At 45.1% G+C, this 1,168-nt stretch carries 2 protein-coding genes; one reads left to right on the top strand and one right to left on the bottom strand.

Annotated elements, in window-relative coordinates:
• Positions 1 to 320: 2OG-Fe(II) oxygenase (locus R7Q38_RS24110; RefSeq protein WP_225492591.1), on the top strand; the 320-nt coding region annotated here is incomplete at its 5' end.
• A 65-nt stretch (positions 321 to 385) separates the two neighbouring features.
• Here R7Q38_RS24110 and R7Q38_RS24105 read toward each other — a convergent pair.
• On the bottom strand, positions 386 to 1,168 hold a 783-nt coding region (locus R7Q38_RS24105; protein WP_318114598.1), incomplete at its 5' end, for an HD-GYP domain-containing protein.

The following is a 1,168-nucleotide window of genomic DNA, read 5'->3' as shown; positions in this document are numbered from 1 at the left end:
AAGCACACTTTGCAAAGTACGAAAAAGGCGATTTTTACCAAAAACACCTTGATTGCTTTAAAGGGAACGAAAACCGTCGCTTAACCACGGTGTTCTACATGAATGAATCTTGGAGTGAAGAGGATGCGGGCGAATTGGTTGTCTATGACCTCAATGACAAAGAAATCGCGACAATACCGCCTCGTGGGGGGCGTCTACTGGTGTTCTTATCTGAACAGTTTCCTCATGAAGTGCTGCCGACTAACGCGGAGCGTTTCAGTATCGCAGGCTGGTTCAGAATTAATGGTGTGAGAGATAACCTTCTGGATATCGCGAGTTAACATCTAGGCACTAAATACTAAAAAGGGCGCGTGATGCGCCCTTTTTCATGTCCGGAAATCGGCTTTTAGTGGCAAAGAGATATGTTGTAGCAAGCCGTCATATTCTGCTCTAACACCTCATAGACGTGAGCGCAGAGTTTATTCTGCTCAATTAGGTCATCCATGATCTCAGCAATTTGTGTTTGGCTCATTCGTCCTCGATAAGGGCGATCTTGCGATAGTGCCTGAAACACATCGGCAACGGCAATAATGCGAGAAGGGATGTCGAGTTCTTCTGCTGTTTTATGGTAAGGGTAGCCAGAGCCGTCCAAGCGTTCATGGTGATTTGAAGCCCATTCTGCGATTTTGGCGTTTGGGAACACCTTATGCAGCGCAAGTTGAGTATCTATCGTATGTCGTTTGATTCTCGTGTATTCCTGCTTACTGAGCGCGCCTTCCTTATGTAGAATTTCATCCGGCGTCTTTAGCTTACCTATGTCGTGAACCAAACCGGCAATAAACAGCATTTCTTGGTCGTGTTCATCGAGTCCTAATTTGCCCGCCAAATAGCGCGATAACTCAGCAACTTTTTGCGAGTGTTGATAAGTAAATGGGCTTTTCGCATCGACAATGCGCGCCAGAAATAATCCAAGGCTGTTCATGTCCCAAATGGTTAACTGTTTTTGTAACCAATCAATGCTCTTAAAATTCAGACCAATGGTTTCGATGTTTTCTGATTCCATCGCGAACCAAAATCCGTCGGTCATGATGAGCTTAACCATGGCTTCGCACATGACTGGATTAAACAAGGTGCCAGCATTTGCCAATACACATTCTGCAATCAACTCCTCATGCAAAGTGACAATGTC

It is taken from the genome of Vibrio sp. Vb0598 (genome assembly GCF_033338935.1).
GTDB classification, from domain to species: domain Bacteria; phylum Pseudomonadota; class Gammaproteobacteria; order Enterobacterales; family Vibrionaceae; genus Vibrio; species Vibrio alginolyticus.
Note: the sequence above shows the minus strand (reverse complement) of the source record. Positions and strands in the feature narration are given on the sequence as shown.